Below are 26,189 nucleotides of genomic sequence, written 5' to 3'. Positions count from 1 at the left end.
TTTATATTCCCTTTCGGATTGTATGTATAACAGGAGATGAATAATGGTATAACAGCATAGTACATGGCTGCTGGTCTGACCTATCCGCGCACAAGGTTAATCTTACCGTATTGTGCAGTTGAATGCAAAAAAATAACCGAGAAAGGTGACGTTTTATGACGGATTCCCGCTATTTGAAACGGACGATTGTGAAAGAAGAAATCGAGAGTCGCCATCTTGGCGAAAAGCGCGTCCTGCGCATCTACCTTCCCCCGGGGTATAACGAACTGCTAACTTATCCTGTCGTTTATTGTCAGGACGGAGAGGAGTTTTTCAATTTTGGACGCATCGCGACGACGGCGAACCGGATCATCCTGGATGAAGGCGCCGAGCCGTTCATTATTGTAGGCGTTCAGGTGGATGTCTCGGTGAGAACCCAAGAGTATGCTCCGTTCGGCGATCGCTTCAAAGCATACACGGCCTGCTTCGCTGAAGAGATTATTCCCTATGTGGAAGAGAAATATCCTGTACGCCGCTCTCCCCAGGAACGTGTGCTTGCGGGAGATTCCCTCGGCGGCAGCGTATCGCTGCACCTCGCCCTGCTTTATCCTCACCTTTTTAACCGGGTCATCAGCCTGTCAGGAGCCTTCTATTCCGCTTCCCAAGAAATTTACGCTGCTGAGGAAGACTTGTCGTGGCTGAACATCTGGATGATCGTTGGCTTGCAGGAGGATGCATTTGAATCCGATACAGGCATCTACGATTTCGTGCAGCTGAACCGCGATACGCGCGACATTTTGGAGAACCGCGATGCGGTTGTATCGTACCGGGAAAAAGACGGGCGTCATCAATGGGGGTTTTGGCAAAAAGAGCTCCCCGAGGCTCTGCTTTATTTCCTGAGCGAGCGCTAACAACATCTGTCCGGCGGCGGCTGAAAGGCCGCTTTTTTCCCGGCATATTTGTTAGCGTTTACATTCAAGATCAAAAAAGAAGCAGGACGCCCTGCTCTTTCAGTCGCTTTTTGTTGCGCTCAGTATGGAAGAATTCCGAAATGTTATAATGATAGTGAATGATCACTTTCAATCCGTTTCAATAATGCGTCGCACCCGGCATCCACGAGTCTGTATACCTCTTCGAAATTCCCCGTATAATACGGATCAGGCACTTCGCGCAACGTCTCATCAGGCAGCAAATCCATCAATTTGAGCAGATCGGCTTTCTCTCCGCCAATGACTTTGCGTACGTTCGCCACGTTGGAATCATCCATGCACACAATATAATCGAACTGTTCAAAGTCTGTACTTGCGAATTGCCTGGCGGCCATATTGGCATAGGAAATCCCGTATTCATCCAACAATTGGCGCGTTCCTTCATGAGGCGGCTTCCCGACATGCCAATTGCCTGTCCCAGCCGAGTCTACGCGAATTCGGTCCTGCAGTCCGCGCTGCTCTATTTTGTGCCTCATCACCGCCTCGGCCATCGGGGATCTGCAGATGTTCCCCAAACATACAAACAAAACATGAATCATCTCGTTACTCCCCTTTTCCGAACGTACGATTTAATGAGCTTTGTGCCGCCTGAGGCTGCACACGATCCGCCTGTACCAGCGAACGGCGCGGAAGCTTCCATTTATAATGGACGGAACACATCCGGAAAAATACGACCGCAACAAATCCGATAAGCAATCCCGTATTGGTTGTCAGCCAGCCCATTCCGATCGCAAACCCGGCAGCGATCGCCCATACCGCATAGATTTCATCCCGCAACACCAAAGGTTTGCGTCCTGCCAACAGGTCGCGAATGATACCCCCGCCGATGCCTGTCATCACTGCTGCCACAATGACCGCACTGATGGGATGACCCATGTTAACGGCATATAGGGCACCCTGAATCGCAAAGGCGGCAAGTCCAATGGCATCGAAGAGCGCTTCCGTCCGCTTCCAATGTCCGATCCATTTCAGCGGGAGCACAAATGCCACGGCTACGGATACGAGGGCAAGCATAATAAGTGCGCCTTGGCTCCACAGCGTGGTCACGGGCACACCGATCAGAACATTCCTTACCACCCCGCCACCGAAGGCGGTGACCAATCCCAGCACCAGCACGCCAAGAATGTCGTATTCCTCTTCCATGGCCACGAAAGCCCCCGACATCGCAAACGCAATGGTGCCGATGATGCTGAACACTTCAAAAATGTGCAAGTCCAATTCCGTCCAAACCTCACTTTTCAAGTCATCTCCATGTCGCTCTCATCATTGTATCCGCGAGTGCCGGAATTGTGCAACTAGATTTTGTGATTTATACTGGAAGGGTTCGCAATATAATGATAAATGAAAACTTTCTTCATGGCAGGAAGGATGAATAGAATGACCATGAAACGCGTCGTCATTTTTACGGGGGGAAGCCTGTCTCCCGAATTTCTCAAAGAAATCAGGCACGATGACGTGCTCATCGCTGCAGATCGCGGGGCACTGTACCTGATCGATCACGGCATTCGACCCCACTTTGCCGTAGGCGACTTCGACTCTATTACTGACGAGGAACGGGAAAGGGTCCGCCTGAACAGTGAACGCATGATTTCCGTCGATGCCGTCGAGAAGGACTGGACGGATACGGAAATGGCTTTCGAAACCGCATTGGATATGGAACCTACCCATATTCTCATGCTGGGCGCTACAGGCACTCGCCTTGATCATACGCTTGCCAACGTACATATCATGGTCCGTGCGATGCAGCATCATATCTCTTGCACGCTTCAGGACGAACACAACTATCTGACACTGACCACGTCCGAAGCCTCGGTCGAAGATCGGGGGTATCAGTACGTTTCATTGCTGCCGTTGACGCCCGAGGTCACCGGAATCAGTCTGGAAGGCTTTCAGTACCCTCTGGATAAAGCAACGCTCCGGATGGGACAATCCCTCGGCATAAGCAACAAGCTTTTGGGACCTGCGGGGACAGTTACCATCGATAGCGGATTGCTGCTCATTATTCAGAGCAAGGATTAACGTTGGTTCATATGAAAGTTACATTTTTGTAACTTGCTGAAAAATAAAAAGAGCAACTTATTATTCGTAAAAACCTTTGATTTTCAAAGGTTTTTTCTGTTTCAAACCTTAAATGCATCCGTCAACGATTAATTTTTTGACATTTTTAATGGTATTTTAATAAAACGCTCCAAAACCAGTCACTTCAAGCACTTCAAGCTTCTACTCCAAATTTTAGGGTGTTACAAACCTGTTATACTCGCTCTAGCAAACGAAACGAAAACTTAATTTTGGAGGTACTACATGAAAACAAACATCTTTGTCCAAAAGGCCGTGACCGTGGGATTGTGCGCAGCACTTGGTTTTGGAGCCATCGCAATGACATCGGCACCTGCTGCTCAAGCAGCAAGCGCAACCGTGTCCAAAGGACAACAAATCGTCAATTACGGTAAACAATTTATGGGAACGCCATATAAATTTGGAGCATCCACTTCGACGACCAAAAATTTTGACTGCTCTTCCTTCATGAAATATATCTTTAAAAAGTATGGCGTGGACCTTCCGCGTACCAGCGTCAAACAATCCAAGGAAGGCGTAGCCGTATCCAAAGCGAACCTGCGCGTCGGAGACCTGGTATTCTTTTCGAGCGGCAGCCGTTCCACAGGCAGCAATATTACGCACGTAGCAGTTTACGCGGGCAACGGAAAGATCTTGCACACTTACGGATCTCCAGGGGTAACGTTCTCTGACCTGAACTCGGGAAACTGGAAGAAAACGTATATTAAAGCACGCCGTGTACTGTAATTTCCCTACGAATCATTGAATATATGTCTAAAATGGCCGGATCCATTAAGGATCTGGCCATTTTTAATGGGAAGAATGAAGCATATAACCCACTCCGCGCACAGTTTGAATGAGTTTGACGCCCCTACCCTTGTCCACTTTTTCACGCAAATGTTTGATATACACATCCACCACGTTCGTATCCATTTGAAAATCATAGCCCCATACTTCCGATAAGATCGCCTTCCGCGAACAGGCTTCGTTTGCATGCCGCGCCAAAAACTCCAACAATTCGTATTCTTTCGGCGTGAGCGTCAAATACTCCCCAGCCCGGCTGACTCTCCGCGAGCGCAAATTGATTTTAAGGTCATGCACCATGATAACTTCTTCGTCGAACTGCGAACCTTGAGAAAACAAGCGAAGCAAATTTCGAATCCTTGCCATCAATATACTCGGTTCGCTCTCTTGCTCGAGTATGTCGTTTGCCCCGCTGTCCAACCATTCCACGATTCGATCCGCGGATATTGCGGTCGTAATAATTATAAACGGAATGTTGTGATGGTTCTGTCCGCGATGCCACTTCAATCCTTCGTCGGGCTGGATTGTGTCTTCAGGAGCAGCGGTCCAGATGATCATGGACAGATTCTGCTTGACCATCTCCAATTGCTGCTTGTATGTACCTGCGCTGGCCAAGAGCACGGCATAGCCCTCGGCACTCAGCGCTTCTTTTAGCGACCTTGTCTGTTCCTGGGCGCCAACAAGTAAAATGGTCGTTTTCATCCGTTCACCCGGCCTTGGACAAATTCTTTCTCTGTAGAGGTCGCGTGCGATCCTCCATATGTCGTTATGATGCCGAAAAACGAAAAAGTCCATTCCTCGAAAGGAACGAACTTGAATTTGGTGCACGGCATTAGCCAAAATAGCGATGGACAAGCGTGCGTGCTTCAGCAGTATCTTTGGTCCCGTGGACGAGGATCCGACCGTCTTGAAAAATAACCATCCGATGTTCCCCTAGGCTGAACGAGACCAGAAACGGATTGTGTTCCACGACCCCTTCCCCAAGCTTACCCAAACGTTCAGCGGTCTGTTGGAGATCCAGCTTCAATGGGCGGGAAGGACGGATCTGCACCGTATCCCTGCCGCAGAGCACGTCCGTTTTTTCGAGATTCGAGGCGGATAAATACGGAAATGAAGCCGATGCGCTGCACGAAGGACAATCCGGCTTCTTCGCGCCATCCACGTTGATCGTTATGTACTCGTTCCGCCACAGGTCAAACGACAGCAGCTTGCGCCTTAAGGCGCCATGATTTCCGCTAAGAAGCTTCATGGCTTCTGCAGTCTGATTGGCCGTGACCATCTGCACGGCTTGCGGAATGATTCCAGAAGTATCGCAGGTATCCCCGCCCAACGGCACCTCCCCGAGCAAACAATTCAAACAAGGGGTTTCCCCTGGCATAAAGGTGTAGGTAATCCCGTAGCTGCCTACGCACCCACCGTAAATCCATGGTTTGCGATGTTTTTGGCACATATCGTTGATCAGCAGTCTTGTATCAAAGTTATCCGTTGCATCCATCACCAGATCGACATCCGCAATGAGTTCTTCCAATTCATCCGTCCGCACATCCATGACTTTTCCAACGATGTCTACTGTGGAATTAATCTCTTTCAGACGCTTTACAGCAGCGATCGCTTTCGGCATGCGCTCCAATGCGTCCTTCTCTGCGTAGAGCTGCTGGCGCTGCAGGTTGCTCCACTCCACGTAATCGCGATCGGCGATCGTGATATGCCCGATTCCGGCACGTGCCAACGTCTCGGCGATTCCCGTTCCCAGCGCGCCTGCACCAATGATCAGTACACGGCTTCCTTTCAGCCGCTCCTGTCCGTTTTTGCCCAGCGGCGCGAATCGTTCCTGCCGTGAGTAACGGTTTTCTTGCTCTGGATGCTCGTTCGTGTTCGGGTTTGTCATGACTGAACCATTCCTTCCGCAGGACTGCTCGCTGCTGCATAACGCTTGACGGGGATCATGCCTGCCTCGTATGCCAATCTTCCTGCTTCAACGCCCATTCGCATGGCCTTAGCCATCTTAACCGGATCGCGTGAACCTGAAACAGCCGTATTAAGCAATACGCCATCTGCCCCAAGTTCCATCGCTTGGGCAGCATCTTTGGGAGAACGAAGGCCTGCATCCACAATGACCGGAACCGCAGCCTGTTCAATGATCAGCTCAAGATTGTACGGATTTATCAGCCCTTTGCCCGCACCAATCGGCGAGGCCCCGGGCATCACGGCGTGTACACCGAGCAATTGCAGACGTTTGGCCAAAATGACGTCATCCGAAATATACGGCAGCACCGTAAATCCTCTTTCAAGCAGCATCTCGCAAGCCCTGTACGTTTCGATCGGGTCGGGCAACAACGTTCGCCCATCGCCGATCACTTCTACCTTAATCATATCACAAAGTCCCGATGCCCGTGCCAATTCGGCGATGCGTACCGCTTCTTCGGCATTCGTCGCTCCAGCGGTATTCGGCAGCAACGTGAATCGACTCAGGTCCAACGTGTCGAGAAAATGCTTGCGTTCCCGCTGCTCCAAATTCAAGCGCCTTATAGCAAATGTCAGAACCTCTGTGCCTGATGCCTCAACCGCCTGTCGTTGTACATCCAAGTCTTCGAATTTCCCTGTTCCCAGCAGCAATCTCGATTCAAAGGCATATTTTCCAATGTTTAACATACTTATCCGCCTCCCACAAAATGTACGATTTCGATTCGGTCTCCGTTTTTCAGCGGCGTCGTCTCATGAAGCTCTCGCGTTAAAATTTGCCGATTCAGCTCAACAACGACGGTTTTCACCTGAAGATTGAAAGAGAGCAACAATTTGTCCACACGATTCAACTGGTCTTCAATCTCCATCGATTGTCCGTTGACGATAATATTCAATGCATCATCCCCTTTCCGCTTAAGCGCTCCGGATTGAAAGCAGCAATCCCGAGTTCACCGGCTGATTTCCCCTCGATCAAATCCGCCAACACACTGCCTGTGATAGCGCTGAGCAAAATACCGTTCCGATAATGTCCGAAAGCGGCATACAATCCGGAATATTGTTCGCTTTCCCCCAAATACGGCAAACCATCCGGAGTCGATGGTCTCACGCCGGCCCAGGCTCGCTCGAATCGGGCGTGCGCAACGGCGGGAACCCATGCTGCCGCGGCGGAGATCAGTTTCTGGATTCCTCCAGGGGTCACATGCAAATCCGAAGCTCCCGCCAAGCTTGTTGCACCCAACCACACTTCTCCATTCGCTTTTGGAACGATATAAACATCTTCCGCATAAACGGTCCTGTCCGGTACATTTCCCCGTGCAGCGTCATGATGCGAAAACCGGACAGCAACCATTTCTCCCTTTACCGGCACGACAGGCATGTTCAACCCTACGCTTTCCATCAACTCTACTCCTTGCAGCCCGGCCGCGACTATGACATTTTTACATGTCAACATGCCAATGGAGGTTTGAACCCCTTGTATGCGTCCTGCCCCGGTTTGCAGCGTTACATTCTGAATGCCTTCCATGATTCGAGCCCCGTATGCTTGAGCGGACTTGGCATAAGCTGTGACAAGGTTTAACGGCAGCACTTCGCTTTCAGCTTGCCTGTACAACCCGCCATACGTATCCCGGCTTAGCCAGGGTGCTTGACGCTGCAGTTCCTGCCGATCCCAATACGTGCATGCATTCGAATCTGTTTCATATGCGGCTGCATATAGTCCTGCCTTTTGTCCGCTTCGAAAAGGCGTAATGAACCCGGCCTGCCGCAAGCCAATGTCAATTCCGCTCATCGCTTGAATATGCTCCCTCTGCCGGTGAACCCGTTCACGGCTGCGCCGGGCAAGCTCCGCCATGGCCGCATGATGAAAGTGCTCACTGTCGGCAGCCAGCATGCCGGCCGCCGCCGATGACGTCCCTCCACCCATTCGGGCTCGTTCCAGGAGCATTACTTCCTGCCCGCGGGCTGCCAATTCATAAGCAATGGAACAACCGATGACACCCCCTCCGATCACGATCGTTTCGGCAGACATGTCCTTTCGCGAACGTGGATTCTCTTTTTTGTCGAGAATGTCGAACCCCGAACTACCGTCTAAGCTAATGCGATCATCAAACAACGATTGCCCCTCCTTCATCTCGTTCAATGGCGTCATTCATGGGCCGTACACCGGACATAGCCTGTTTGAATGCAGCGGCTGCTTGCTCAGGTTTACTGTTCTCCCATATGGCGGACATGACCGCAATCCCGCTTGCCCCGGCTGCGTAAATCGCATCGACGGCATCAGGGCGAATTCCGCCGATCGCAATGACGGGAATGCAAAGGGAGCTGCATATCGCTTTCAATGCAGGTATGCCTCTTGGCGCAGCGCCAATTTTGCTGTTGGTAGCAAAAACGTGCCCAAAAATAACATAATCTGCGCCTTGGCGCTCAGCGGACTTCGCCCCTTCCAAGGAATGCACGGAAACGCCCAGACGGATCGGTTCATGCTTGTTGTCCATCCGGATGGTTGTGCCATACTGTTTGAAATCCGATTCCCCCCTTTGCACGCCGCACAACTTAGGAACAGAAAAACCATCCATTCGATCAGGAATGCCATTAACGACAATTTGCGAAGCCGGGATACCCGCTTCTTGCATTCGTTCGGCCCAATGCAATCTTTGGTTGATCGCAAGATGTTTTTCCCGAATATGAATGTAATCCACCCAAGGGCTCACCCGGATCGCCTTTTCAAGAAAAACATCAAGGTCCCCCGTTCCGTTTGAAATGACATGGAGCTCCAATGATGAAGGTACTGATTGAGTTTGCGAAGCAACCATAACTCGGTTCACCTGCCTTTCAGAAAAGAACACAAAAAACCACTCCCGCAGGGGAGTGGCGACTTATTCGTATCTTTCGTGCAATGCAAGGCAAATGCGAAACCAATGAGCATTATTCTCACGCGTTTATGCATGGAACGAGCATTGCCGATAATCGCATTGCAATCCAAGCGACGGCTGAAATACAGCCTTCCTTGTCATGACGAAAAACGTGCCACTTCCCTACGCTGGTATGATCCAGATCAGGTACAAAGGGTCCGGAATCGAATTATTCCATCTCAGCCGCATCGCGCGGCACCCCTAGTGCTCTTATGAAGTTGTAGCCTATATTACCATAGGCATCCTGTTTTGTCATCGATCATTTTTCCGTGCACTGCCAAAAATCAGGAAGATCAGCGCTTTTTTAGGTTAGACTACGCAGCTGAAAATATCGCACTATCCAGTGCCTTTTCGTCGGAGGATACTAGTGATTGATATAACAATTTTGCTCAAAATAGCCTCGAGCCGCTGCCTCCTGGGCATCCGTAAAAACTTCCTCCGGCCTGTATCCGTTCGAGCATGTGGCCGGATAATAATATTTGATGCCGCTGTCAGGATCCACGCCGCCGATCACGGCCGTCCTCTTAACAAGCCGGCCGCCTCCGATGGCAAAGTTGTTGATTTTTCGGCTCCCGCTCGGAATACCCTGAATGAAAGCAATGATCCCTGTGTCATTTATAGAGTTGTACCAGTCTTCCTGGGAGATGAGCGGCAGAGTAAACGTGTATGAGATGCCATTTCTTCTGGCAAATTCGTTGTGACGATTGATGACCTCGGCCAAATCCTCCTGAACGGCACTGACAATCCGGCTTCTGCGCACATGTTCAAAATGTTCATCATTTCTCAGCAACGGGATCCGTGTCGACGCGATGAGTTCATTCCGAAAGCCTTCAAGCCACATTTGCTTTTCGGCATCATAGGCGTAGACATAACTATCCAACGTGAAATTGATGCTGTTTCCGTCTTCGTCTGCATAGGTATAAGGTTTCTTCGGGCTCCATACGTGACGAAAATAGTTTTCGGACTCCCCCATCATTTCCGTCTCTTTGGCATACATGTAGTAACCGTCGTAGTCCAGAACAACGATAGCCGGGATATAATCGAACAAGGAGCGAATCGCTGGCGGATCGTCCTGAATCCCCAAATTAAGAGCCATCGTTTGCGTAAACGTCTCCAGCGCCAAATCTTTATCAGCGTTCACAAACTTTGATGAACCGTAGCCCGCTTCTCCACTTTGCTTTTCGTTCTGGTGCATGACCATGCCAGCGTCCATGACGGCAGTCCTCAGCGCTGTCTCGTATCTATTGCTGAGGATCTGGGCCTCTTGGAGTTCCCGACTGCTCTGCGACACGATCCAAAAAAACGGAAAAAAGACAAGCACAAAAACGATGGACAGCTCAGTAATCTTCATTCAGCACCATCCCTCCATACGTGGTAAACACGGCGGGAGATTGGATTGTCCCATTTAGCCATTCGCGGATAAGCATTGCGGGGGTTCGATTCGTATTTCTGACGGACACGGTAAAAAAATCCCCTACTGTAAACGTGTATCTCCTGACAGGATCCTCCGCGGTTTCTAAACCGTCGGTCGGAAAAAGCTTCTCTTTGATTTGGCTTGAATAATATCCATCCAAAACCGTCTCGTACGTCCCCGTAAAAGTCGCAGGATTTTGGGGATCGATGTAATTCGGCACATATTTTTTGTGCAGATGCTCCATTGAAATGTCGTAGACATTGCCCGTGCGCGCCAATTGTTCTTCGAACTCGGCAAACATGGCTGGAGAAATGTAACCTTTGGTGCGAGCGGAATCAACAAAACGCGTGACGGTCTGGTAAACGGTCATCCGGGAAATCTCATCCTGCCGATCCGCCGTTTCGGCAGCCGGATATACATATAGCAGAAGTACTGCCAACAAGACGGCAAGCAGTTTGGATGCGGCATTAATCAATATCTCCGGCCTCCTTCCAGAACGAGATTTTATTCAGCTGCCCGGACTCGTCTCTGATAAACTCAGGCCTGTAGAGACCCATAAGCTGGACCGGAACGGTCGCCCCTCTATCTGCCAAAGGGTCTATACGATAGGTGCTTCCGTCCACCTCCACCTGAATGGTTGTCCCCGTCATCTGTCTGACCGTATGCAGCACTTCCGCTCCGCTATAACGTTCCGGCTCAGAAATTCTCAGCGTTGCTGTCAACTTGCCCTCCATAGCTTCCGTTCCCTGGATGGTCTGATCAATGGCTTGTGCCAAGTGGCGAACATGATGCTGTCCGTGCATACAAGCTGCAACAAACATAACTACCGCCGTGCAAAACAACATAAGCTGCTGCGTGTTTCGGGACATCACCCTCCAGCTCCTGTCACGATTGTGTGAAAATAAGCCCTCTCACCACATTGGACTTATCTTTCACGATGATCGCTTTGAATTTCCCGCTCGGATTGACGTATTGGTTGTCTTTCTCGTTCATCGTTTGATTAATGCTCCCTACCTTGATATCAGGCGCGATCACCGAGCCATAATCTGCGTTATTGACGTCACGTGAAATGTTCAATTCATTGCCGTACCATTGTCCCGCTGCGTTTTTGCCAGTAATGATCTGAATGCCGAACTGGTCCTTGTCCGCATACTTTCGCAGCGCATTGGTCACCTGGGAGCCGCTGATCGTTGTTCCGTCATAAACGGTGAATGCAGCCTGAGACAATTCGGTCTGAATGTCCGCGAAGTTGTTCTGTGCCGTCTTGGTGGCCTCCTGGGCCGATATAAACAGCAGCACCACGATCGTAATCAAGGCAATCGTCAAAAAAATCCCGGCAGCAACCTTTAGCGCACTGGATGCATTGTTCATTTTCAATTCCTCCCAAAATAAGTTGTATGATTTATAATTTTTGGATTTGTTCGTAATACATGTTCATCTGCAGGAAGCTCATGCCAACAAGCGGGACGACCAAGTAGAGAAAGACCAGTGCATACATAGGCGCAAACCCGATCATTTTTCCCCATGCAGCCTTGGCATCGACCATGTTGGCGTACTCCTGCTTGCGTTGTTCAAAATAAAAAGACATCATGCTATCCAGATCATCAAATGCTTCCTGGATCGAAATTTTGCCCAGCGCAAGCTGCAGCTTGTCCACAAGGCGTTGAAACTCCGGGAGCCGCGCATCCGCCTTTAAATGTTCAAGGGCATCCTCCGGCCCATGTTCGAAATGAAGCAGGCACTTTTGCAAAGGGCGTTTGAAAATGACGGCAAACCGGTTAAGCCACTCCAGAATCTCTTCCACCGACATCCGCTCCATGTCGCGCAAAATCGAGATGACCGTCTGGAACTGGTAAATTTCATGCAGCATGTCCATGCCGCGCATTTTGCGCTGAAACAGCATCAGCCATATGGGCAAATAATACCCGGACGTGCCGATCAGAAAAGCAATGAGCAGTTCCCACCACTGCAAATATTGACGTTGAAGCTTCTCCCATTTTTGCGTGATCCGGGCAACCGTTTCATTCTGCACCTCGTCCTTAAGCTTCCGGGAACTAACGCGCTCTAGCGCTTGGACGATTTCGTCATGAGTCGCATTCCCTGCTTTGGAGACCTGCTGCAGCACAGCCCGGTCCAGATCCGCCGTATCCTGGGCTTGTTTCAATTCATCTGCAGACATGGCTCCGAACATTCGGTCATCCCGGACAGGCGCATATAAAATATGGTTCCGTTCCACCTGGTGAAGCGCAGCAATGCAACAAAGAGAGAATAGAAAGCATCCTGCAAAGAGGACAAACCTTCGAATAGCCAACCATTCATACTTGAGCTCCGAGCTGCTCTCTCTCATCAAACGTACGGTTTGGCCGTACTTGATGCTGCCGGGTTTGGCTGCAAGCAGAAATGAGCATTTTCGAATAAAAGGCTGCTTGTAAAGGATTCGCTCCCATACGGTATTGCTGCGCCCTGCCCGAAAACGCGTTTCATCGTACTGTTGCAGGCGCTGCAGCAGTAAATAGGCAGCAATAATCACCACATAGATGGATATCTTGGTTACGAACCCCAGCTTGCTTCCGTAAAACTCATCCATCGAAGGAAAGCTGCTTCTGGCCCAACGCTCGATCGGCGCCGTAAACAGTACCGGGGCAAGCGCAATGATATTGAGCCCTTTCAACAGGTAATCCAGCTTGTCCCTGCGCAAAATTTCCAAGTGGATTTCCTGCGTGAGGTTGCCGAGCCCCTTCAGATAGATGGAGCCGTGCGCCCTGTCCTTATCCCCGAATTCCATGACCAAGTAGGACATGCCCGCAAATCCTTTCAAAAAACGGTTAGGAGCAACCTCATAATACCTTTCCAGCGCCTCGTTCGGATCCGGTGAAGTCAACGCCTCGTAGATGAGCATGACTTGCTGCGCGGCTTCCCCTTTGCCTGTTTCCGCTGCCTCGTATAGCGCTTCTTCGATCATGCCGTGCTGGTGATAACGATGACGCACTTCGGCAAACACATCCAGCATCTGCATCAACAAACGTTTCTCCAAGCGATTTAGCCACATATCCAAGACCAGGCTGTTCAACACAACCGCGCACAGAACAACCAATAACAAAAAGCTCCATCCAGGTTGAACCATCAACAGAACGATACCGACTAAACTGCAGCTTCCTGCGACGATGAGCACGATCCCCATCGTCGTTTTTCTCAGCGCCATTTCATCTCCGACATGGCGGAACGAAATCCTCTTTTTGACCTGCAGAACGTATGCAGACCATAACGGCAGTTTCATGCTCCAACGATAGCTCTGCAATAAGAACGATCTCCAACCGGCAAGCCTCCGGCTTCCTGGCATGGAAAATACGGTTTGCCGTCTGGTTGCTGCAACACCTCCTTTATGGCGGAGAATCGCTAGAATCAGCATGACAACCGCCAGACCTACAGCACAGCATGCAAGCAGCAATAACAGGATCGATTTAAACGGCATGGGTATCCCCCCAATGTTTGCTCAGAAACCGCTCGAACCGGTCTGCATCCTGCATCGTCATTTGATCCCGCATTTCGGACATGCTTTCAGCAGTTAAAGGCGCAGCCGCAACATAACTTCCGTCCCGATACTCGACCACGTTGCGGAACGAAAACCCTACCCGCTCTTCAACGCTCTCGATCTGCCCGGAACGCGGCAGGCATTCGGTGATTCGCTCGATGTATCTGCGTCCCTCCGCATCTTTTTTCATGTGCACGTCGAAATTGATCACGCTGACGACCTGCTCTTCGGCAATATGTTCATGTTGAAACATCCCTGTTTTGAGCAGTGAATTGCGCAGGGAAAACACAAGATCCCTGAACGTTTTGGCATGGTGAGTGAACAGCGTGAACAGACTGGCGACTTGAGACATTTGAATCATCCAGGCCGCTACTTCGTCACTCGCTACTTCGCCCAAAATATTCACGGTTCCGTCCGTTTTTTTCTGTAAATCTAGGCCTTCCTGACCGGAAATATGCTCGGTTTCGCGAAAGCTCAATATGTTGCGCCGGCTATAAATACGTCTCAGCTGCAGCTCGAAGGCCATCTCTTGCACACGCAAGGTATACGATGGATAAATGTGTTTCACCATGGCCATAAGGAGCGTTGTTTTCCCCGAACCCTGAGCTCCGGTCACAGCGGTAATCCGGCTTCCTTTCATCAAATAACACAACAGCATAATCGGCAGCTCCGCATTTTCGCCAGTGACAAGCTGCTCCAGCGAAGCATTCGGAATATCGAACTTCCGTACGAAAAAGGCCCACGATTCCGCAAACGGAGGACGAACGACAACAACGCGCGAACCGTCTTTCATCTCGTTCACTTTATATCCGTTCGCCTCGGACAACTGTCCAGGGTAGTTGTATTTGTAAATGTTCTGGCATACCCTTTTCAGTTCACGGACGCTGCCAAAGGACAGAAACGACAGGTGGATCGATCTCCCCTTGTAAAAAATCCAAACGCTCTCCGCTGCGCTTAAAGGCTCTTTCGCTTCATCCACAAACGATGTATCCTGTATCAGATCATTCCACGATGCAGGTAACCGACCTCCTTGATCCTGCGTATCCAATATGCCGCTGACTCCGCCGCTCACGCCATCAATGCGTTGGTCACGAATCTCGTCAACAATCGAAAACCCTTTGTAGTGTTGATAGATTCGCTGCACGACGATATCTCTTTTTTCATGAAATTCTAGCCTGCGGTATTCGCAATCGAAAACGTAATGGATGTCTTCCTCCGAAATGTAGTAGCTCCCCCCGTTCTCCCCTTCTGCCTCCATTCGCAATTTCCCAAGATCATACGTTTCGATCAGCCGGGAAAGAGCATCCACCCCGAATTGCTGTTTGTACAAAAAAAACACAATTTCAAAGCGATCCTGAACCGTTAACAATTCCTGATCTTCAAATGGAATGACTTCATCAATGGTGGTCTTGTTCAATCCAAGACTCCGCGTGAGCAGATCGCCGATGAGTCTTTTAACATAAAGTTTGTCGCTCAGGCTGCCGGAGACACAGCCTTTCAGCGCTTTCCGCATCTCGGCACGCTGGTTGATTCTCCGCTGATATTCCTCTTCATGCAAGTCGGCGTCGGCCAACTGGCTGTGACTTAACTCATGCAGCGAATGTTTTACTTTCTCCGTCAAACCTTCGATGGTTAGCGATTCGTGATTATGATCTTTCCGTTCTTGTTGTTCACGATCAAGCTTCCTGTATTTCGCCCCAAAAAAGAGGATGATTCCAAGCAGCATTACGCCGATTAATGTACCATTCACCCCCATGAAGGTCAGGCTCCCCTTTCAAGCCTTTTCAAGATCGTGCGCATTCCTGCGCCGTCCATGATCAGGCGAGCGAATTCAGCCATATGCTTGCTGAAACTGTCTTTCCCTTTTCCTTCATTGCCACCCCACCCGTGCAATTGCAGAAAACTCCCCACATCGCGCCGATTGGCTGCATCAAGGTACCCCGTTGTGTACGGGATCGCCGACATCGTCCCCTTATATCGGAAACGACGACGAATGTTCGCTAGCGTTGCTCGGGCATGCGGGTCATACTTGCCAATTACCAAATGCATTTTTCGGTCTTTCATACAAGAAGGCATTTCTCCTTCAAAAAACTGTTCAAGCTCCCTCATGTTCTGCGTCAAATGAACGACCACGAACTCAGCGCGCTGCAGAAGAAGACTTGCATCTCTCCCTTCCTGACCCGCCTCTACGATGACCAGATCATAGTATTCGTTCGCCGCATTCAGCAGCGAGTTCAGCGGTTCAGCCTGCCCTTTATGCAATCGCTCCATATTGTTCATGGAACCGGTCAGCAAGTCCAAGCGGTCTTTGATCAGCGGTTTGGCATGATCCTTGACGTTATGTTTGGTCAATGCGCCGCTGGCATGCAGCCGCTCGATGGCATCCCATCCCCCTTCGTCAAAACGGTGAAGCGAGTCTGCTTCATACCCTTGAATCGGAGGAAGCAACGCCTCCACTCCGCTGCCCGCCTGTCCTGAATTCACCAGTAAAATTCTTACTCTGTACTGCAAACCCATAGCATACGCGCCAATCAATGAGCTGGAGGTGCAGCCGCTTCCGGGAAATGGACTCCAAAACGCTACCGTACTCATGCCCTCATCCTTTCTGCTTCTTTCATCGCCTTGCGGCTCTGAATCGGTTCCCAGCCTGTCAGCTGCTCGATCAGGCGGCGAAGCGATTTTTTGTAGTTTCGAGAAAGTGGGCCCAGCCGTATTCGGCGATGATGCTCATTTTCCAATTTGACTGCCGCAATCAGTTCATCCCAGGGCAGCACCAGAGATTCTGCAGTCCACTCAAACGGGCCTCTATCAAGATATGTCCATAAATATTGAACATCCAGTTTGCAATCCACCGCATTGATCAAAATCCGTTGAAACGAAAGATTGCCCGGCAAGTCCTGTTCCTCCAGCAAATGCTCCAGCCAGCCCTTGCTACGCTCGAGATTATAACGCTCGTAATCGCAGACCCAGAGACGGATCTCGGCTTGCAGCCATAAATCTCGGGAAGCGAAATGGGAGCTTTCCACGTCATAAACGATGTAATCATAAGCGTCAATCCCTTCGCCGCTTGCTTCGAGATGGCCCTCAACCGCTGCGGACGTAACGAATTGGCAAGCGACGTCGAATCCTTCAAACTCAGTAATGCGAAGCGAGTGATTGCCTTCACCCACGCTATACATGTATTTCTGTTGAAGCGTACCATCTACAAGCAAAACCCTTTTACCGGACGCCGCCAAAATTTTGCACAAGTACAACATCAGATCCGTTTTCTCGCACAATCCCGCAAAAATCCATGCATGCAATTGAACCCCTCCTAAACAATCGCGTTGTTATAAGAATCATTAATAGAATAAATCGCTTGTTTTTCTGTGTCTCATTGCCCGCCAGTCAGCACCCTTTGTTGTTGTTCCTCAGCACTGCCGCTGTCCGCCGGTTGGTCAAACACGCTGCCTGGATCAACGTTCGCGGACTGATCCGTTCGTTCGCCAGCGACTGGACGGTTATTGTACGAAACAGAGGATTGCGCCACATCCTGTTCAACGCTCCGCGAAGGCGCGGCAGCAGAGATTGCAAGCGAGCTTTCCAATGAGCTGCGCACTTGGCGCACTAGTTCCTGCTCGGCCCGCCTGACGATATTCGGATCGCTCTCCAGCAATTTCAACACCTCCTGATTCGCTGGATACGTCGGTATGGCCGCAGTTTGAAACTGGGGTTCCACATAGGTAAGGGCGTAGATTGAAGCTTTATGTAAGTAGGCATCCACGATCGCACTGGATAGCGACAAGATCTCTTCTTCCGTCATCGTAATCCATAATGTAGAGGCATTGAGGCGCTCCACCTTCTTTTTCGACAATAGAATGTAGTCCTGGCCTGTCGGAAACTGGATCCGAACATCAATGATATCACCCTGGGCCAACGACGAAGGCAGCAGAACAACTTGAAGCTCCCGGTTCCTTAAATCCGGAGGAGCAGGCGTATCTTCGTAAACCATTTCCGTCGTAATGGCTGTTCCTTTTTTAAGCTCGATCTTGGCTCGCTGATCTTCGGGTTGTTTGCTGCTGGACCACAAATTGCGCGGTGCCTGTGCGTCGGGGACGGCAAAAAGCTTAATGTCTTCCGCGAGAATCGGCTCCCCCGCTTCGATATCCCGCACGGTCACCCATGCCTGCGCCCCCGACTCCCATTGCTGGAGAAGCTCGGCTTCTTTTTGCTCGAAGGCTGCTGTAAACTTCGCTTCGATCTCCGCTTTGGTGTCGTTTAGCGTAATGAGGCTGTAAATCACGTATCCCCCAAACAGCAGGCCTGCTGCACCCGCACCAATCAGGCCAGCATAAATCCGTTGTCGGCTTTGCTTTCGTAATTTGGACAAAAAAGGCTCTCCTTTCCCTTAATTGCATGTTCTGCTTTGGAATTGATCGTCATTTCTTGATGATCTCAGCTTGCTTCACCACACTTCATCCTGTAAGCCTTACCATCATATACACGGCTCATTTCTTTCTGGTAAACCACGAACGCTTAGCCGGCGTATGCCCTGTCAGATGATGCAATAATTGCCCAAGCACCTTATCCATGTGTGGATCCTTGTCAAAGGGATCTGTTTGCAGCGGAAGGCTGTATACGCGTTCCGTATCCAGTGATTTGCGAATTCGCTGCACTGCATCCGAAGCGGCCAATGGCAGGCAATAGGTCCACTTGTCCCGCGGGAAACGATGATGCGAGCGAATCAAAGCTCCAATCTCGGCTTGCCTCCACTCCGCGCCTGAACCTACAACGATGGGCAGGTCGGCTCTTAGAAATTCCTCCAGCCGCTGCTGATCCTGACCACTGCCCAAATCCATGACGATAAACTGGTAGCTGCCCCCAAGCAAAGACAAAATATCTGCCCTTCCGGATTGCTTCCAGTAGTGGACACCGTTGACCACAAAATTCCGGCCTGCAGCAGGCGGCTTGCCGCCATGGGCGATTTGCTGGATACGGCTAAACGACTGCGAACGCGGAGACATTTCAATAATGGCTACCTTGCCGTTGTTCCGCTCCAAATAATGGCTTATCGCTATGGATGTATGCGTTACGCCTACACCGGCCGCCGTTCCCATCAATGCGATGACACGGGTACCACCATTCATCGTTACCGATGCATTTCCTGAAAGCGGAACACTTCCGGGTCTTCGCAAAATTTCCGTGCGCACTTCGCCAGCCGATTGAAAACGTTCCTGGGGTTCCTGGCGCAGCAACCTTCGCACAACAGGGATGTACATGCGTGGAACGTCGCCTCGTACAGAAGCCTCTACCCCATGAATCCACTCCGTATAAGCACCGCATGTCAAGAGATACAGCATCAGTGCGCCAAGTCCGTATAGGTCTGAACGGGCATCCGTTTGTCCCGATCCGTATTGTTCCGGCGCGGCAAATCCGGCAGTTCCCAGCTTGATCGTATCCTGATTTTGAAGCGTCTTATAACTCCGGGCAATGCCGAAATCAATCAATCTCACTTCATGCTCCGGCGTGATCATGATGTTGGACGGCTTCATATCCCGGTAAATAATGGGCGGGTCGAGGTGATGCAAGTATTCCAATACATCAAGCAACTGAAGCACAAATTCCGTTACCTGCTCCATCGGGATTTTACCGCCGCATTGTCTGAAATAATCGGCCAGCGTCATGCCTTCGATTCGCTCCATAACCAGGTAAGCATACCCTTGTTCATCCGGGGCAAAGAAATCGACAATCTGCGGAAGCCTTGGATGTCGAAGCGAAATGAGCAGGGCCGCCTCCGTGTCCATGGTGCTCTCATAGGGCAAGCTCATCACGCTTTCCTTAACGGCCCACGTTTTGCCGGGAAGCTTCAAATCCTCGGCTTCGTACACACGGCTCATGCCGCCTGTGCCTAGAACCGAAACGATGCGGTATCTGTCGCCAAGCAGTCTTCCTGGCACCAATCCGGCCGAATGTTTCACTGTCAATCCCTCCTTTCTCGCACGACAAAAAGGGAAAGCACTCCAAAGCCGCACTACCGAAACATCGGTAGCTCTGACTCTGGGATGCTTTCCCTTTAAACGTCATGGTTAATATTGGTATCATTATAGTACATGCCGGTGTTGGTTGTAAAGTACAAAAACCATTTCAGATCATGTCATACACAGTACGCCCAATTTTTCCATCCTCGCTGGTAAAACAATCTTCCTCAGCAGCGTATCTGTTAATATTTAATCATGTAAAGCGTAATCTCTTCTCGATTATGGAACAACTGCTTCGAGCGTTGAATTTGCAAACGGGAGCGTTCAAAGGTGTCGATGACTTCCTTGATCAGGGCCAGCGGCTTTTTGTGAAGCAGCTTGACCGTAACGATCGCGGTTCCCCCGGACTGAAGGCTGTACATCAGATCGGAAACAAGCCTGCTCATCAGCTTGGGACTCCAGCTCATATCACATACCAGCAGATCGAATTCGCCTTCCTTAAACTTCACGTCACCCGCATTTTTTCTCAAAAACGTAAGCTTGGGCGATTGCAGCAGACCCGCATCCATCTTGGCCGGATCCACAGCGGTAACCTCAAGGCCGCGTTCCAACAGAAACGATGTCCAACCTCCTGGCGCGGCTCCGATGTCCAGCGCTTTGCGAAAAGATCTGAAGTCGATGCCAAAGGTCTGCTCCGCTTCCAGCAGTTTGAATTTGGCCCGCGAAATCTGCCCCTCTTCCTTCTGAAAACGGATGGCTCCTCCATTCCAGTCCGACAAATTTTGTTCCGGTTTCGAAATTCCCGCGTACAAGGTTTCCTCAGCAGCGAAAACGGATACGATGTAATCTGCTTCGCGAACAACCCACTCGCAGCCCAGATCCTCCAATTTGTCGGTGAGGTATTGCTTCAGCGACGCAGCGTTTTCATGCCAGAACGCACCTTCGGTTTTGCGCGCCTGCAACGCCACGCGTGAACCGCCCAGCTCTTGATGATTCGTTATAAAAGCAAGCAAGCGTTCCAGCGCTTGTTCGGAATCGGCTGCGTTTTCCTGAAATTGCACCGGTTGAATATGACGCAGAAACGTCGGATCCTCCGTCTGCAGCATACTGGCAACTTGTTCTTCCGCAACAGGCAAGCCTGCAAGCAACACCTCGCCGGGCACGAGCACCGTGCTCTTGACCGCTCCGAACGTTCGGCGCAATTCTTCCTGCGCGTAGGGCGCAAAGCCATGATTGGCCGTGCAAATAAAACGGGAGAAGTTACCTTCCTCCCAAGGTGATTGTGACTGTGTACTCAAAATGTGTTACCCTCCAGAACGTACGCGAATCCAAGGCCGTCCTTCCACCCATTGGATGTCGACCGGAATGTCGTACGTAAGCTTAATGGTTTCTTGCGTCAAAACATCATGTTTCGGACCTGCCGCGGCAATGCGGCCATCGCGAACAAGAGCGACATGCGTAAATAAAGGCATGATTTCCTCAATATGATGCGTGACATAAATAACGGTCATGTCCCGCTGGCGCAGCCGGTCGATTTCGGCCAGCATTTTTTCGCGTTCATACAGATCAAGCCCCGCACAGGGCTCGTCCATGATGAGCAGTTTGGGATCGGCCATGAGCGAACGCGCCAGCATCACCTTTTTCCGTTCCCCCTGGGACAATGTACCGAGCGGTTGATCGGCGAGTTTGCCAAAGTCCATTTCTTCTAACAGCTGCCGCGCTTTGTTTTGAACCTCGTCCGGAATCGCCTGATAAAAACGCAGAAATGCGTAGGCCCCGGTAGCCACAACTTCCCAGACAGGATCTCGCAAAGTCAGCTTTTCGATCAGCGTCTGGCTGATGTAGCCGATCTGCTTGCGCACTTCCCGCACATCGCATTGCCCGTACCGGTTGCCCAATACGTCGATACGTCCCTGGCTTGGGAACATGTACCCCGTCATCAGCTCCAGCAGCGTTGTTTTCCCGGAACCGTTGCGTCCCAGGATCACCCAATGCTCGCCTTCCTGAACGTGCAGCTGCACATGGTCCAAAATTTGACGTTCCTCTCTCCGGAGGGAAACGTCTTGCATCTGAATGATACTCATCCCAGCACCACCTTTCGAATTTCGCCGAGAAGATGTTGGGTTGAATTCATTCGATAAACCATTGTTGGCCTTTCTTGCTCACCGTCAAACAGCATAAGTGCCGGCACGCTGGATATTTGATACTTCTGCACCAACTCGGGAATATCGTTGATATTCATCTCGACCAACACATCCTCCGGCAGCAAATGCTCGGCAACCTCCAGCATGCGCCGGGCAGCGGCACATGTGCCGCATAGCGGAGTATGGATGAAGACTGCTTGTGGCAAGCCTTCCCATACGTTGCGCAAAAGCATTTTTTGCGTGATCGGCTTCATCGGGAACCCGCTCCCGCGGCAATGCGAAGCATAACCTCACCTGTCATTGGTCCGTTGTGCATAATGACTTCTGCCGGCTTGTTTGAGTAAAGGATTTCATACATTTGACGTTTGCCAAACATGCTCGAGGTATGCAAATAAATCTCGCGCGGATAGAGGCCTTCTCTTACGATCGCTGCAGCGACATCGCCACCGTTCGGGGAATCGGGACCCAGCTCATAATCGAGCGACAATATATCTACTTCGCATTCCCTGAGCAGCATCAGGCATTCCTCCGCGTTTTTTGCGAGCACAAAGCCTTTCGGACATGCCCGGTAGTCATCCAAAAATACATGCATGGTATCTCTCCTCTCCCCGCTTTTATTGCCAGGAACGCATTAACGCGATGTCTTCGCGGTGCGTTCCGTCTTTGCCCGTCTCCGTTTCCATGACAACGACGGCTTTTCCGAACTCGGGAGACGCCAGCAGCGCCTTCATTCCATCACTTCCGATGCGACCGGCGCCAATTCGGGCATGTCTGTCTTTGCATGAGCCGGATGCATATTTCGAATCGTTGAAATGTACGGCGGCCAAGGCATCCCAATAGCCAAGCTTTCTTCCCTTTTCTAACATGGCCTGCTCTTCCCCCTCAGACCACATGCCTGAAGCAAAAGCATGGCAGGTATCAAAGCAAAAAGCAATATGTTCAGGGTGGCTGCATAGTTTGCGAATCTGCACCATCTCTTCCATCGTTGTTCCCATAGGTCCATGATCGCCTGCTTGATTTTCGAGCAGCACCTTTGCCTTCCCGTCCCATTGCTCCAGAACCATGTCAAGGGTCTGTATAATATGCTGATAACCCACCAAAGGGTCGTCGCTTTTCATATGGCCAAAATGAACCACCGTGCCCACGGAGCCGCAAGCATCTGCGATCTCCAGGTCATTGCGAATCGAAGCGATCACCGCATGATATCCCGCCTCTCCACGGGACATGCCCAAAGCAGGATTAGTAGGATACGGCGAGTGGGCGATGGACGCCAATCCGTACTCCATGCAATAGTCCCGGCATTGCCGGGCATCTATGGCATCCAGAGCCTTAAGCGAGAGACTGCGGGGGTTTTTCGGAAAGTACTGAAATGCCGTTGCCCCCTGTGCATGAGCCCGCTTGGCCGCCTGGACAAATCCGCCTTTGGTGCTGACGTGCGCGCCGATGCCGCTGTTAGGCGTCATGCTGGCAATCCGGACAGAAAAATGCCTTCTTGCCCGTGATTTCCACACGTTCGATCGTTCCCCCACAACGCGGGCACGCTTCGCCTTCGCGATCGTACACCCTGCATTGGTCATCAAAATTTCCTGTCTTCAAGTCGCCTTGCATCAGCGGCATTTCAATATATCCGCCTTCGCTGGCTGCCTCGCGCAATACCGATTGCATGGCATGATATAGACGTTCGCTCAGTTCCGGAGAAGCGGCAATATTTTGGGTTTTGGACCCGGGTCTTAAGCCCGCAGCAAACGCAATTTCATCCGAATAACAGTTGCCGATGCCCGCAATGATATGTTGATTGACCAGCGTTGTTTTGAGCGTGCCCCGGCGCCCCTTGAGCAGCGCGGCAAACCGTTCTGCGTTCATGCGGCGGTCCAGCGGCTCGGGTCCTAACTCAGACATCGCTTCTTCGGTTTCCTTCGAAGTCAACAGATGCAAATAACCCAACCGCAGACCGATAAAGAATAAAATTTGTTCACCGAAATGAAGCTCAACTTGGGTCGTGCGGTCTGGTCGATCATCCTCGGTTCCCCAATAAAGCAATCCGCCCAGCATCAAGTGCAGTACGAGGCGCTTTCCGTTGGAAAGGTGGAAAATAAGATGCTTCGCCCTACGCTCCACAAAAATGATGCGATTGCCCACCAGCTGCTGTGCAAACTCATCCGGCGTTTTGTTAATGGATTTTTCGCGGTTAACCGCTACGTTCGTAATCGGTTTATCCAGTATGTGATCGGACAATAGCGTCCGGTAGTTTTCCATTTCCGGCAATTCCGGCATCGTACATCTACTCCTTCGTCGTTGGATGGCCGACTTGCTCAGACAGCCACTCGATCAGATTGTTCAAATCTTCAAACACATGGTCTGGACGTACCTTTGCAGCATTGATGTGGCTATCCATGTTGTCGCGTGTCGTCACTCCTGTCAACACCAACAACGTTTCACAGCCAGCTGCGGCGCCTGCACCAATGTCGGTACGCATATTGTCCCCGATGACCGCGACTTCTTCCGGATTCAGGTTCAAACGTTGGATGGCCGACTTCATGATGATGCTGGACGGTTTGCCAATAACGGTAGGCCGGACGTCGGTCGCCGCTTCAATGGCCGCGCCAAGCGTTCCCGCCCCCGGCGTAAGCCCGTCGTCCGAAGGAAGCTGCAGATCAGGGTTCGTCAATATGAATTCCGCACCTGCATTGATCCACCGAAGCGCCTGCGTCAATTTGGCGTAATTGAAATCACGGTCAATCCCCTGGATCAGGTAATCAGGATCGTGATCCGTTAAAGTCAATCCAGCATCCTGAATCGCCTGAAGCAGCCCTTCTTCTCCGATGCAAGCGACTCGCGCGCCAGGCGCAATTCCTGCTACGTATTCTGCCGCGGCAACCGCCGAAGTACACACTTGTTCAGCTTCAGCCGGTATGCCCATCCCTCTCAAATGATCCGCCACGCCTTGAGGCGTACGCGACGAGTTGTTTGTGACAAACAAATAAGGCATCTTTTGCTCATTCAAAAAATGAATTAACCGATCTGCTCCCTCGATTCGATGTTTTCCGTGATAAAGCGTACCATCCAAGTCAATCAAAAAAGCTTTAATCACTCAGACACTTCCTTTCTTCATGGCATGAACCATAGGAAAGCATTGCTGAAAGCCCAAATTGCAGAACAGTTCCACAAATGGTTGGCTTCCAAACAATACTGTCCGGCGATACTATGTATAGAGACAAAAAGGAAACGCCCGCTTCGCAGCACGCAACACGTCGAACTTGATCGAAGATAGACGTCCGCCTTCGCGCGCCTTCTGTACAAGCTTGTCATTTCCTGCGCTTTCCCGGAAAATAATTCGGTTCATTTCCTCATGCTCAATGCCCATCCTACACCGTTTACCAACAGATTGCAAAAGGGACTGCGGGAAATGCTTCCCCAGTCCCGAGCCATAATAGGCTTTCCTAATCAACGCCCGTCTGCAGATGCCCAACCATCCATTCGTATTCAACCTTTTGGGGCTGGACCCGAATGAGCAATCGGCATAAGCTGGTGTTCCACGGCAAGACGGGTATTCGGAAATATTTCCTGAGCCTCCTGCAGCAGGGGCTGCAGCTGCTCCTCATCCTTATAACGCGAGCTGAAGTGCGTCAAAATGAGCTGCCCCGCATTCGCCGCCATTGCCGCTTCGGCCGCTTGCCTAGCCGTGCTATGGTAATACTCGTGCGCCGTATCCGCCAGCTCATGGGTAAACGTCGCTTCATGAACAAGCACATCCGCATGCTGCGCAAGCGGCAGTACCCCTTCGCACGGGCGTGTATCTCCCAGGATCGTTACAATCTTGCCGGGCTTTGGCGTGCCGAGCACGTCTTGCGGAGCAATCGTCCGACCGTCATCCAGCGTAATGGATTCGCCTCGCTTCAATCGTCCGAACAAAGGCCCTGGTTTCAAACCGTACTCCGCCATTTTCGACGGGTCAAGACTGCCTGGACGATCCTTCTCGGTCACCCGGTAGCCGTAACTGTCGATGCGGTGCTCCAAAAGGCCGGCTTCCACTACAAAACTCTCGTCTTCGAAAATAATTCCACCCGTATGTTCAACGATAAGAAGCTCATAATTCAGTCGGGACTGGCTTAGCTCCAGCGTTGTCGCAATCATGCGTTCCGTCCCTGGAGGACCATATACGGTAAGCGGCGTCGTGCCCCCTTGATATGCCCTGCTGGAAAGCAGGCCCGGCAACCCGAATACATGATCGCCATGCAGATGGGTGATGAATATTTTCTCCAGTTTGCTCAGTTTGAGCGGAGAGCTCAAAATCTGATGCTGCGTTCCTTCCCCGCAGTCAAACAACCACAATGCCTTGCGTTCATCGAGCAAACGAAGCCCAATAGAGGTTACATTGCGCTGCAGCGAAGGTACACCAGCGTTAGTTCCCAGGAAATATAGTTCCACTCCGGATTGCACC

30 protein-coding genes and 1 riboswitch are annotated in these 26,189 nt (G+C 51.0%); of the genes, 3 read left to right on the top strand and 27 right to left on the bottom strand.

Annotated elements, in window-relative coordinates; all coding sequences use genetic code 11:
* Positions 1-155 precede the first annotated feature (155 nt).
* Positions 156-890, top strand: coding sequence for an alpha/beta hydrolase-fold protein (locus L6H98_RS00990; RefSeq protein ID WP_236412242.1), 735 nt, complete (start codon positions 156-158; stop codon positions 888-890).
* 143 nt (positions 891-1,033) lie between these two features.
* Here L6H98_RS00990 and L6H98_RS00985 read toward each other — a convergent pair whose 3' ends face one another.
* Positions 1,034-1,507, bottom strand: coding sequence for a low molecular weight protein-tyrosine-phosphatase (locus L6H98_RS00985; protein ID WP_236412241.1), 474 nt, complete (start codon positions 1,505-1,507; stop codon positions 1,034-1,036).
* Between the two features lie 4 nt (positions 1,508-1,511).
* Positions 1,512-2,180, bottom strand: coding sequence for a trimeric intracellular cation channel family protein (locus tag L6H98_RS00980; RefSeq protein ID WP_236412918.1), 669 nt, complete (start codon positions 2,178-2,180; stop codon positions 1,512-1,514).
* Positions 2,181-2,345: 165 nt separating this feature from the next.
* Here L6H98_RS00980 and L6H98_RS00975 point away from each other — a divergent pair, with 165 nt between their 5' ends.
* Together L6H98_RS00975 and L6H98_RS00970 are read left to right on the top strand one after the other, a co-directional pair.
* On the top strand, positions 2,346-2,987 hold the full coding sequence (locus L6H98_RS00975; RefSeq protein WP_236412238.1) for a thiamine diphosphokinase: 642 nt from the start codon (positions 2,346-2,348) through the stop codon (positions 2,985-2,987).
* Positions 2,988-3,269: 282 nt separating this feature from the next.
* A complete protein-coding gene (locus L6H98_RS00970; RefSeq protein WP_236412236.1) occupies positions 3,270-3,770 on the top strand; it encodes a C40 family peptidase in 501 nt (166 codons plus the stop codon).
* 63 nt (positions 3,771-3,833) lie between these two features.
* Here L6H98_RS00970 and L6H98_RS00965 read toward each other — a convergent pair whose 3' ends face one another.
* The 25 genes from L6H98_RS00965 to rnz all read right to left on the bottom strand — a co-directional run bounded on the left by L6H98_RS00965 (position 3,834) and on the right by rnz (position 26,176).
* Positions 3,834-4,529 carry a response regulator transcription factor gene (locus tag L6H98_RS00965; protein WP_236412234.1) on the bottom strand — a complete coding sequence of 232 codons (696 nt, stop codon included), beginning with the start codon at positions 4,527-4,529 and terminating at the stop codon, positions 3,834-3,836.
* 130 nt (positions 4,530-4,659) lie between these two features.
* The gene (locus L6H98_RS00960; RefSeq protein WP_236412232.1) at positions 4,660-5,715 is read right to left on the bottom strand and encodes a ThiF family adenylyltransferase; all 1,056 of its coding nucleotides are present in this window, start codon (positions 5,713-5,715) and stop codon (positions 4,660-4,662) included.
* On the bottom strand, positions 5,712-6,479 hold the full coding sequence (locus L6H98_RS00955) for a thiazole synthase (protein ID WP_236412229.1): 768 nt from the start codon (positions 6,477-6,479) through the stop codon (positions 5,712-5,714). The genes L6H98_RS00960 and L6H98_RS00955 overlap by 4 nt, the downstream gene beginning before the upstream one ends.
* Positions 6,480-6,481: 2 nt before the next feature.
* Positions 6,482-6,685, bottom strand: a complete 204-nt coding sequence (gene thiS / locus L6H98_RS00950; protein WP_236412227.1) for a sulfur carrier protein ThiS — start codon at positions 6,683-6,685, stop codon at positions 6,482-6,484.
* Positions 6,682-7,902, bottom strand: a complete 1,221-nt coding sequence (gene thiO, locus L6H98_RS00945; protein ID WP_236412225.1) for a glycine oxidase ThiO — start codon at positions 7,900-7,902, stop codon at positions 6,682-6,684. Before thiO ends, thiS begins: the two co-directional genes overlap by 4 nt.
* Positions 7,895-8,602 carry a thiamine phosphate synthase gene (locus tag L6H98_RS00940; protein WP_236412223.1) on the bottom strand — a complete coding sequence of 236 codons (708 nt, stop codon included), beginning with the start codon at positions 8,600-8,602 and terminating at the stop codon, positions 7,895-7,897. The genes thiO and L6H98_RS00940 overlap by 8 nt, the downstream gene beginning before the upstream one ends.
* A gap of 202 nt (positions 8,603-8,804) precedes the next feature.
* Positions 8,805-8,914: riboswitch (TPP riboswitch) on the bottom strand.
* 151 nt (positions 8,915-9,065) lie between these two features.
* A complete protein-coding gene (locus tag L6H98_RS00935) occupies positions 9,066-10,052 on the bottom strand; it encodes a hypothetical protein (protein WP_236412221.1) in 987 nt (328 codons plus the stop codon).
* Entirely contained in the window at positions 10,039-10,590 is a 552-nt protein-coding gene (locus L6H98_RS00930; protein ID WP_236412219.1) for a hypothetical protein, read from the bottom strand. The genes L6H98_RS00935 and L6H98_RS00930 overlap by 14 nt, the downstream gene beginning before the upstream one ends.
* Positions 10,583-10,984 (bottom strand): hypothetical protein, encoded by a 402-nt coding sequence (locus L6H98_RS00925; RefSeq protein ID WP_236412217.1) that lies wholly within the window; start codon positions 10,982-10,984, stop codon positions 10,583-10,585. The genes L6H98_RS00930 and L6H98_RS00925 overlap by 8 nt, the downstream gene beginning before the upstream one ends.
* Positions 10,985-11,000: 16 nt before the next feature.
* On the bottom strand, positions 11,001-11,486 hold the full coding sequence (locus tag L6H98_RS00920) for an ABC transporter permease (protein ID WP_236412215.1): 486 nt from the start codon (positions 11,484-11,486) through the stop codon (positions 11,001-11,003).
* A 31-nt stretch (positions 11,487-11,517) separates the two neighbouring features.
* The gene (locus tag L6H98_RS00915) at positions 11,518-13,587 is read right to left on the bottom strand and encodes a hypothetical protein (RefSeq protein ID WP_236412213.1); all 2,070 of its coding nucleotides are present in this window, start codon (positions 13,585-13,587) and stop codon (positions 11,518-11,520) included.
* Positions 13,577-15,403, bottom strand: a complete 1,827-nt coding sequence (locus L6H98_RS00910) for an ATPase, T2SS/T4P/T4SS family (RefSeq protein ID WP_236412211.1) — start codon at positions 15,401-15,403, stop codon at positions 13,577-13,579. Before L6H98_RS00910 ends, L6H98_RS00915 begins: the two co-directional genes overlap by 11 nt.
* A gap of 5 nt (positions 15,404-15,408) precedes the next feature.
* Positions 15,409-16,239: a hypothetical protein gene (locus L6H98_RS00905; protein ID WP_236412208.1), complete on the bottom strand. Its 831-nt coding sequence runs from the start codon at positions 16,237-16,239 to the stop codon at positions 15,409-15,411.
* Positions 16,236-16,949 (bottom strand): hypothetical protein, encoded by a 714-nt coding sequence (locus L6H98_RS00900; RefSeq protein WP_236412207.1) that lies wholly within the window; start codon positions 16,947-16,949, stop codon positions 16,236-16,238. The genes L6H98_RS00905 and L6H98_RS00900 overlap by 4 nt, the downstream gene beginning before the upstream one ends.
* Positions 16,950-17,020: 71 nt before the next feature.
* On the bottom strand, positions 17,021-18,016 hold the full coding sequence (locus L6H98_RS00895) for an SAF domain-containing protein (RefSeq protein WP_236412206.1): 996 nt from the start codon (positions 18,014-18,016) through the stop codon (positions 17,021-17,023).
* Positions 18,017-18,134: 118 nt separating this feature from the next.
* Positions 18,135-19,604, bottom strand: coding sequence for a serine/threonine-protein kinase (locus tag L6H98_RS00890; protein ID WP_236412205.1), 1,470 nt, complete (start codon positions 19,602-19,604; stop codon positions 18,135-18,137).
* A 242-nt stretch (positions 19,605-19,846) separates the two neighbouring features.
* Complete coding sequence (locus L6H98_RS00885) at positions 19,847-20,902, bottom strand: SAM-dependent methyltransferase (protein ID WP_236412204.1); 1,056 nt, start codon at positions 20,900-20,902, stop codon at positions 19,847-19,849.
* A 6-nt stretch (positions 20,903-20,908) separates the two neighbouring features.
* Positions 20,909-21,682, bottom strand: a complete 774-nt coding sequence (locus L6H98_RS00880) for an ATP-binding cassette domain-containing protein (RefSeq protein ID WP_236412916.1) — start codon at positions 21,680-21,682, stop codon at positions 20,909-20,911.
* Between the two features lie 2 nt (positions 21,683-21,684).
* Positions 21,685-22,002: a thioredoxin family protein gene (locus L6H98_RS00875; protein WP_236412203.1), complete on the bottom strand. Its 318-nt coding sequence runs from the start codon at positions 22,000-22,002 to the stop codon at positions 21,685-21,687.
* Positions 21,999-22,340, bottom strand: a complete 342-nt coding sequence (locus tag L6H98_RS00870) for a cyclic-phosphate processing receiver domain-containing protein (protein ID WP_236412202.1) — start codon at positions 22,338-22,340, stop codon at positions 21,999-22,001. The genes L6H98_RS00875 and L6H98_RS00870 overlap by 4 nt, the downstream gene beginning before the upstream one ends.
* Before the next feature lie 22 nt (positions 22,341-22,362).
* Positions 22,363-23,211 (bottom strand): deoxyribonuclease IV, encoded by an 849-nt coding sequence (locus L6H98_RS00865; protein WP_236412914.1) that lies wholly within the window; start codon positions 23,209-23,211, stop codon positions 22,363-22,365.
* Entirely contained in the window at positions 23,201-24,022 is an 822-nt protein-coding gene (gene mutM, locus L6H98_RS00860; protein WP_236412201.1) for a bifunctional DNA-formamidopyrimidine glycosylase/DNA-(apurinic or apyrimidinic site) lyase, read from the bottom strand. Before mutM ends, L6H98_RS00865 begins: the two co-directional genes overlap by 11 nt.
* Positions 24,023-24,029: 7 nt before the next feature.
* Positions 24,030-24,839 carry a TIGR01457 family HAD-type hydrolase gene (locus L6H98_RS00855; RefSeq protein ID WP_236412199.1) on the bottom strand — a complete coding sequence of 270 codons (810 nt, stop codon included), beginning with the start codon at positions 24,837-24,839 and terminating at the stop codon, positions 24,030-24,032.
* Between the two features lie 111 nt (positions 24,840-24,950).
* On the bottom strand, positions 24,951-25,091 hold the full coding sequence (locus L6H98_RS00850; RefSeq protein WP_236412197.1) for a hypothetical protein: 141 nt from the start codon (positions 25,089-25,091) through the stop codon (positions 24,951-24,953).
* Between the two features lie 140 nt (positions 25,092-25,231).
* Complete coding sequence (gene rnz / locus L6H98_RS00845) at positions 25,232-26,176, bottom strand: ribonuclease Z (RefSeq protein WP_236412196.1); 945 nt, start codon at positions 26,174-26,176, stop codon at positions 25,232-25,234.
* Positions 26,177-26,189: the final 13 nt, after the last annotated feature.

The organism is Paenibacillus sp. JJ-223 (assembly GCF_927798175.1).
GTDB classification, from domain to species: Bacteria; Bacillota; Bacilli; order Paenibacillales; family Paenibacillaceae; genus Paenibacillus; species Paenibacillus hubeiensis.
Note: the sequence above shows the minus strand (reverse complement) of the source record. Positions and strands in the feature narration are given on the sequence as shown.

What these genes read in the sequence shown, in the direction of transcription:
- L6H98_RS00910 (WP_236412211.1), bottom strand. Translation starts at nt 15,403, where the DNA reads ATGGGGGTGAATGGTACATTAATCGGCGTAATGCTGCTTGGAATCATC.
- L6H98_RS00970 (WP_236412236.1), top strand. Translation starts at nt 3,270, where the DNA reads ATGAAAACAAACATCTTTGTCCAAAAGGCCGTGACCGTGGGATTGTGC.
- L6H98_RS00975 (WP_236412238.1), top strand. Translation starts at nt 2,346, where the DNA reads ATGACCATGAAACGCGTCGTCATTTTTACGGGGGGAAGCCTGTCTCCC.
- L6H98_RS00960 (WP_236412232.1), bottom strand. Translation starts at nt 5,715, where the DNA reads ATGACAAACCCGAACACGAACGAGCATCCAGAGCAAGAAAACCGTTAC.
- L6H98_RS00870 (WP_236412202.1), bottom strand. Translation starts at nt 22,340, where the DNA reads ATGCATGTATTTTTGGATGACTACCGGGCATGTCCGAAAGGCTTTGTG.
- L6H98_RS00935 (WP_236412221.1), bottom strand. Translation starts at nt 10,052, where the DNA reads ATGAAGATTACTGAGCTGTCCATCGTTTTTGTGCTTGTCTTTTTTCCG.
- L6H98_RS00985 (WP_236412241.1), bottom strand. Translation starts at nt 1,507, where the DNA reads ATGATTCATGTTTTGTTTGTATGTTTGGGGAACATCTGCAGATCCCCG.
- L6H98_RS00850 (WP_236412197.1), bottom strand. Translation starts at nt 25,091, where the DNA reads ATGAACCGAATTATTTTCCGGGAAAGCGCAGGAAATGACAAGCTTGTA.
- mutM (WP_236412201.1), bottom strand. Translation starts at nt 24,022, where the DNA reads ATGCCGGAATTGCCGGAAATGGAAAACTACCGGACGCTATTGTCCGAT.
- L6H98_RS00865 (WP_236412914.1), bottom strand. Translation starts at nt 23,211, where the DNA reads ATGACGCCTAACAGCGGCATCGGCGCGCACGTCAGCACCAAAGGCGGA.
- L6H98_RS00965 (WP_236412234.1), bottom strand. Translation starts at nt 4,529, where the DNA reads ATGAAAACGACCATTTTACTTGTTGGCGCCCAGGAACAGACAAGGTCG.
- L6H98_RS00955 (WP_236412229.1), bottom strand. Translation starts at nt 6,479, where the DNA reads ATGTTAAACATTGGAAAATATGCCTTTGAATCGAGATTGCTGCTGGGA.
- L6H98_RS00940 (WP_236412223.1), bottom strand. Translation starts at nt 8,602, where the DNA reads ATGGTTGCTTCGCAAACTCAATCAGTACCTTCATCATTGGAGCTCCAT.
- L6H98_RS00925 (WP_236412217.1), bottom strand. Translation starts at nt 10,984, where the DNA reads ATGTCCCGAAACACGCAGCAGCTTATGTTGTTTTGCACGGCGGTAGTT.
- L6H98_RS00915 (WP_236412213.1), bottom strand. Translation starts at nt 13,587, where the DNA reads ATGCCGTTTAAATCGATCCTGTTATTGCTGCTTGCATGCTGTGCTGTA.
- L6H98_RS00875 (WP_236412203.1), bottom strand. Translation starts at nt 22,002, where the DNA reads ATGAAGCCGATCACGCAAAAAATGCTTTTGCGCAACGTATGGGAAGGC.
- L6H98_RS00920 (WP_236412215.1), bottom strand. Translation starts at nt 11,486, where the DNA reads ATGAACAATGCATCCAGTGCGCTAAAGGTTGCTGCCGGGATTTTTTTG.
- L6H98_RS00905 (WP_236412208.1), bottom strand. Translation starts at nt 16,239, where the DNA reads ATGAGTACGGTAGCGTTTTGGAGTCCATTTCCCGGAAGCGGCTGCACC.
- L6H98_RS00990 (WP_236412242.1), top strand. Translation starts at nt 156, where the DNA reads ATGACGGATTCCCGCTATTTGAAACGGACGATTGTGAAAGAAGAAATC.